We start from the raw sequence: 5,770 nt of genomic DNA, 5'->3' as shown, positions 1-5,770 counted from the left end.
GTCCACCCCCGAGATGTCGGGGCTCGGCGCGCCGCTCATCCAGGTGCTCTTCGGGGTCACCCCCACCGCGTACGGCGTGGCGGGCATCTTCTCCGCCGCCGCCATCGTCTTCTTCGCCTACATCGGGTTCGACATCGTCGCCACCGCCGCGGAGGAGACGAAGAACCCGCGGCGCGACATGCCGATCGGCATCATCGGCTCGCTGATCGTCTGCACCACGCTGTACGTGGCGGTCTCGCTGGTCGTGGTCGGCATGGTGCCGTACTCCCAGCTCAGCTCGGCCGCGCCGCTGGCCGACGCGTTCCGGGCGGTCGGCCAGCCGTGGCTGGCGACCGTGATCAGCATCGGCGCGATCGCCGGGCTGACCACGGTCGTGCTGATCATGATGCTCGGGCAGAGCCGGGTGCTGTTCGTGATGAGCCGCGACAACCTGCTGCCCAAGGGCCTCGCCACGGTCCACCCCAGGTTCGGTACGCCCGCGCGGGTGACGATCCTGATCGGTACGGTCACCGCGCTGCTCGCCGGGTTCATCCCGCTGTCTGCCCTCGCCGAACTGGTGAACATCGGCACGCTGTTCGCGTTCGTGGTGGTGTCCATCGCGGTGATCGTGCTCCGCCGTACCCGGCCCGACCTGCCCCGGGCGTTCCGCACGCCGGTGGTGCCGCTGGTGCCGATCCTGGCCGTGCTGGCGTCCATCTACCTGATGGCCAACCTCCCGGTCGAGACCTGGCTGCGGTTCCTGATCTGGATGGCGGTCGGGATCGCCGTCTACTTCGTGTACGGCAGGCGGCACAGCCGCGTCGCGCGGCGCCACCTGGGCGCGCAGGACGCGCCCAGGGGCTGAGCGCTCAGGCCGCCGGCATCGAGGCGACGCCCCTGGCCAGGAAGCGCGGTTCGGCGAAGCCGGTGCGGTCCAGGTACGGGGTGATCCCGCCCAGGTGGAACGGCCAGCCCGCGCCGAGCACCATGCACAGGTCGATGTCCCTGGGGTCGGCGACCACGCCCTCGTCGAGCATGATCCGGATCTCCTCGGCCAGGGCGCGCAGCACCCGCTCGCGGACCTGCTCCGGCGTCGAGGGGGCGTCGCCGCCCGCGAAGAGCGCGACGGCCTCCGGATCGAGCGTCAGGTCGGGCCGGTAGACCCCGGGCTTGCCCGCCGCGACCAGGGCGGACAGGCCGGCCGGCACCTCGAAGCGGGAGGGGAAGGCCGCGCGCAGCGTCTCGGCCACGTGCAGGCCGACCGCAGGCCCGACGAGCTGGAGCAGCGTGAACGGGGTCATCGGCAGGCCGAGGTCGTCCAGGGCGTGGTCGGCCACCTCGATCGGGGTGCCCTCGTCCACGGCGGTGACCACCTCGCCCATGAACCTGGTGAGCAGCCGGTTGACCACGAACGCGGGCGCGTCCTTGACCAGTACGCAGTTCTTGCGCAGCGTCGCGCCGAGCGCGAAGGCCGTGGCCAGGGTGGCGTCGTCGGTGCGCTCGCCCCTGATCACCTCCACCAGCGGCAGCACCGCGACCGGGTTGAAGAAGTGGATGCCCACGACCCGCTCGGGGTGGCGCAGCCCGGCGGCCATCTCGCTCACCGACAGCGAGGAGGTGTTGGTGGCCAGCACGCACTCGGCGGTGACGACCGACTCGACCTCGGCGAGGACCTTCTGCTTGACGCCGAGGTCCTCGAAGACGGCCTCGATCACCAGGTCGGCGTCGGCGAACGCGGCCTTGTCCAGCGAGCCGGTGATCAGCCCGGTGAGCCGGTTGGCCTGGTCGGCGCTCACCCGGCCGCGCTCGCGCAGCTTGGCGATTTCGGCGTGCGCGTGGCCGACGCCCTTGTCCAGGCGCTCGGCGTCCAGGTCGGTGAGGACCACGGGGACCTCCAGCCGCCGGGCGAACAGCAGCGCGAGCTGGGCGGCCATCAGCCCGGCCCCGACCACGCCGACCTTGCCGACCTTCCTGGCCAGGGACTTGTCCGGGGCGCCCGCGGGCCGCTTGGCCCGGTGCTGGACCAGGTCGAAGGCGTACAGGCCGGAGCGCAGCTCCTCGCCGGTCAGCAACTCGGTCAGCGCGTCGTTCTCGGCGGCGAAACCCTCGTCGCGGCCGGCCGTACGGGCCAGCTCGATCAGGTCCAGCGCCCGGTAGGGGGCCGGGGTCGCGCCCCGCACCTTCAGCGCCACCAGGTCGCGCGCCCGCCGCAGGGCCGGCTCCCAGTCGGTGGCCGTGTGGTCGGTGCGCGGCGGGCTGACCTCGCCGCGCAGCACGCGGGCCGCCCAGCGCAGCGACTCCTCAAGGAAGTCGGCCGGCTCCAGCAGCACGTCGGCGATGCCCAGCGCGGCCGCCTCCGGCCCCTTGATCATCCGGTTCTGGGCGAGCGGGTTCTCGATGATCAGCTTCACCGCCGTGTCCGGGCCGGCCAGCCGGGGGAGGAGCTGCGAGCCGCCCCAGCCGGGCACCAGGCCGAGGAAGCACTCCGGCAGCGCGATCGCCGTGACCCCGGAGGAGACCGTCCGGTACGTGCAGTGCAGCGCGACCTCAAGGCCGCCGCCGAGCGCCGCGCCGTTGACGAACGCGAACGAAGGCACGTCCAGCTCGCCCAGCCGGCGCATCACGTGGTGGCCGAGCGCGGCGATGGCCCCGGCCTCCTCGCGGGTCGAAAGGCGGGTGGCGCCCTTCAGGTCGGCCCCCGCCGCGAAGATGAACGGCTTGCCGGTCACGCCGACCGCGGCGATGTCGGTCCGGGCGGCGATGCCGTCCAGGGCCCCGTTGAGCGCCAGCAGGCCCTGCGCGCCGAAGGTGCTGGGCCTGGTGTGGTCGAAGCCGTTGTCCAGCGTGATCAGGGCCATCGTGCCCGCGCCGTACGGCAGTGCCACGTCGCGCACCAGCGCCTGGGTGACGATCTCGTCGGAGGCCCGCGCGAGCAGCACGGACCGCCAGGTGGACAGGCTCACTTGGCCTCCTCGTTCAGGTTCTCCCAGATCACCGTTCCGCCCATGCCCAGGCCGACGCACATGGTGGTCATGCCGTACCTGATGTCGGGCCGCTCGGCGAACCGCCGGGCGAGCTGGATCATCAGCCGGACGCCCGAGGCCGCCAGCGGGTGGCCGTAGGCGATGGCGCCGCCGTAGGGGTTGACCCGTGGATCGTCGTCGGCGATCCCGTAATGGTCGAGGAACGCCAGGACCTGCACGGCGAACGCCTCGTTGATCTCGAACAGGCCGATGTCGCCGATGGACAGGCCGGCCAGCCGCAGGGCCCGCTCGGTGGCCGGGATCGGGCCGATCCCCATCACCTCGGGATCGACCCCGGCGAACGCGTAGGAGACCAGCCGCATCCTGGCCGGCAGGCCGAGTTCGGCGGCGGTGCCGGCGGCGGCCACCAGGCAGCCGGTGGCGCCGTCGTTGATGCCGGAGGAGTTGCCCGCGGTGACCCGCCCGTGCGGGCGGAACGGCGTCTTCAGCGTGCCCAGCTTCTCCAGCGTGGTGCCGGGGCGGGGCGCCTCGTCCGCCGTCGCCAGCCCCCAGCCGCGCTCGGCCGACCTGGTCGCCATCTCGACGAGGTCGGGCTGGATCTTCTCGTCGGCGTACGCCTTGGCGGCCTTGTCCTGGGAGGCGACCGCGTAGGCGTCGGCCCGCTCCCTGGTGATCGCGGGGTAGCGGTCGTGCAGGTTCTCCGCGGTCATGCCCATCACCAGCGCGGAGGGGTCGACCAGGCGCTCGGAGAGGAAGCGCGGGTTGGGATCGACGCCGTCGCCCATCGGGTGCCTGCCCATGTGCTCCACGCCTCCGGCCACCGCGACGTCGTGGGCGCCGAACGCGATGCCGCCCGCGACGGTGGTGACGGCCGTCATCGCGCCCGCGCACATCCGGTCGATCGCGTACCCAGGCACGCTCTTCGGCAGCCCGGCCAGTACGGCGGCGGACCGGCCGATGGTCAGGCCCTGGTCGCCGGTCTGCGTGGTGGCCGCGATGGCGACCTCGTCCACGCGCTCGGGCGGCAGGGCGGGATTGCGGCGCAGCAACTCGCGGATGACCCGGACGACCAGGTCGTCCGCGCGGGTCTCGGCGTACAGGCCGTTGGGCCCTGACTTGCCGAACGGCGTGCGCACGCCGTCGACGAACACGACGTCACGAGTGGATGGCACGGGATCGCTCCTTGCGGCTGGTTGGCTACGCCTCCATGCTACTCATGAGTAACAAGCCTGGCACGCGCGGCGCGCGGGCGCCCCCGGACGGGATGCCGCTTCCCGTCCGGGGGCTGCTCTCGCCCCCAGCGCCACCTGCGCGATGTGGCCTTTGTGAAAGCGCCACGGAAAAGGAGCCGAGTGGTTCGGGCCCGCCGTGGAACGGTCTATCAACTCCAGTTGACGACTGTGGATCGAACATAAACTCGTGATTAGCGATTCGTCAACTGTGGAAAACAGAGTTAGCATAACTCCTCTACCCCAGTTGATGCGTGTAGACTGCCTCCATGTGCAGCACGCCGAGGCAAGCCCACCCGGGGGTGTGAGGTGCCGGACACGCCGCGGCAGGCGAGGAAAAGCCTCGCCGCCAAGCTGGACCACCTGTTTCGCACCGTGCGGCCGAAAGGCGGCGGTGAATACACGTTCGAGGAGGTCTCCGACGCGCTGAAGGCGCGCGGCGGCCCCACCATCTCCGGCACCTACATCTGGCAGCTCCGCAAGGGCCTGCGCGACAACCCCACGATGCGCCACCTGGAGGCGCTGGCCGACTTCTTCGGCGTGCCGCCGGCCTACTTCTTCGACGACGCGGCCGCCGAGCGCATCGACGCCGAACTGGCGCTGCTCACCGCACTTCGCGATTCTTCGATCCGGCAGATCGCGCTGCGCGCCTCCGGCCTTTCCACCAAGAGTCTGGACGCCATCACCGAGATGCTGGAACGCGTCCGCGAACTGGAAGGATTGGGCGACGCGGGCGATCACGCCGATAGTATGCGATCCGAATAAACGGGCAGACCCTTGAAAGCGGGCTGGACACCCGCGCTAGTATCTGCTCAGGCGGACCTACGGGGGGCCGCTCAATTCGGGACGGGGACGCTATGCCGCGCGACCTCGCAATAACTGTCCATACTCTTGCGCGCTGTTTTCGCTGGATTCGCTCCGCGATCGGCCGCTCTCGCGCACGCCGACCGGCGCCCGACGGGCCGCCGCACTCGTCCCGGCACGGACCGGACGGCGAGGCCCCGGTTCCGGACCCGGGCCGCGGCGACGGCGATCTGCCCGGCAAGGCGGGAAGGGCATCGCTGAAGCGCCTCCGGCTGCGCTGCGAAGCCCGGCTGGACGCCCTCACCCTGCCCACGCCCTTCGACGTGCGCGTTCTGTGCGCCACGCTGGCGGAGGAGCGGGGACGCCCGATCCACCTGCTGCCGATGACCGGCAACCCCGGCGTGCAGGGATTGTGGGTGGCGACGGAGACGGCCGACGTGATCTTCTACGAGGACGCGACCACGCCGCCGCACCAAGAGCACATCATCCTGCACGAGCTGAGCCACCTATTGTGCGACCACTACCGGGTCGCGGACCCCGCGGCGGAGCTGGCCCGGGCGCTGTTGCCCGACCTGGACCCCGGCATGGTGGTCCGCATGCTCGGCCGTACCTCCTACACGGCGATCGAGGAGCAGGAGGCGGAGCTGCTGGCCACGCTGATCCAGCAGCGCGCCCGCCGGCCGCGGCGGGGTGTTCGCCCCGGCTCGCTGGCCCGTCGCCTCATGACCGCACTGGACTGGTCGTCGGGCGGGGGGGCCGCCCGACGACCAGTCC

At 71.6% G+C, this 5,770-nt stretch carries 5 protein-coding genes; 3 read left to right on the top strand and 2 right to left on the bottom strand.

Features of this window, described 5'->3' with window-relative positions:
• Window positions 1-844, top strand: an 844-nt coding sequence (locus tag C1I98_RS34200) for an APC family permease (RefSeq protein ID WP_146607814.1), incomplete at its 5' end; no start/stop codon positions are given.
• A gap of 4 nt (window positions 845-848) precedes the next feature.
• On the opposite strand, the gene C1I98_RS34195 is transcribed toward C1I98_RS34200, so the two are convergent.
• Window positions 849-2,942, bottom strand: a complete 2,094-nt coding sequence (locus C1I98_RS34195; protein WP_233508423.1) for a 3-hydroxyacyl-CoA dehydrogenase NAD-binding domain-containing protein — start codon at window positions 2,940-2,942, stop codon at window positions 849-851.
• Complete coding sequence (locus tag C1I98_RS34190) at window positions 2,939-4,114, bottom strand: thiolase family protein (protein ID WP_438672129.1); 1,176 nt, start codon at window positions 4,112-4,114, stop codon at window positions 2,939-2,941. Before C1I98_RS34190 ends, C1I98_RS34195 begins: the two co-directional genes overlap by 4 nt.
• Before the next feature lie 387 nt (window positions 4,115-4,501).
• Here C1I98_RS34190 and C1I98_RS34185 point away from each other — a divergent pair, with 387 nt between their 5' ends.
• Both C1I98_RS34185 and C1I98_RS34180 read left to right on the top strand, forming a co-directional pair.
• Window positions 4,502-4,957: a helix-turn-helix domain-containing protein gene (locus tag C1I98_RS34185; protein ID WP_111171467.1), complete on the top strand. Its 456-nt coding sequence runs from the start codon at window positions 4,502-4,504 to the stop codon at window positions 4,955-4,957.
• 362 nt (window positions 4,958-5,319) lie between these two features.
• A partial coding sequence (locus C1I98_RS34180; RefSeq protein ID WP_199537436.1) for an ImmA/IrrE family metallo-endopeptidase occupies window positions 5,320-5,770 on the top strand: 451 nt, incomplete at its 3' end.

This window comes from Spongiactinospora gelatinilytica, from assembly GCF_003236385.1.
Classification (GTDB): domain Bacteria; phylum Actinomycetota; class Actinomycetes; order Streptosporangiales; family Streptosporangiaceae; genus Spongiactinospora; species Spongiactinospora gelatinilytica.
The sequence above is the reverse complement of the archived record's forward strand: the minus strand, read 5'-3'. Positions and strand labels throughout refer to the sequence as shown.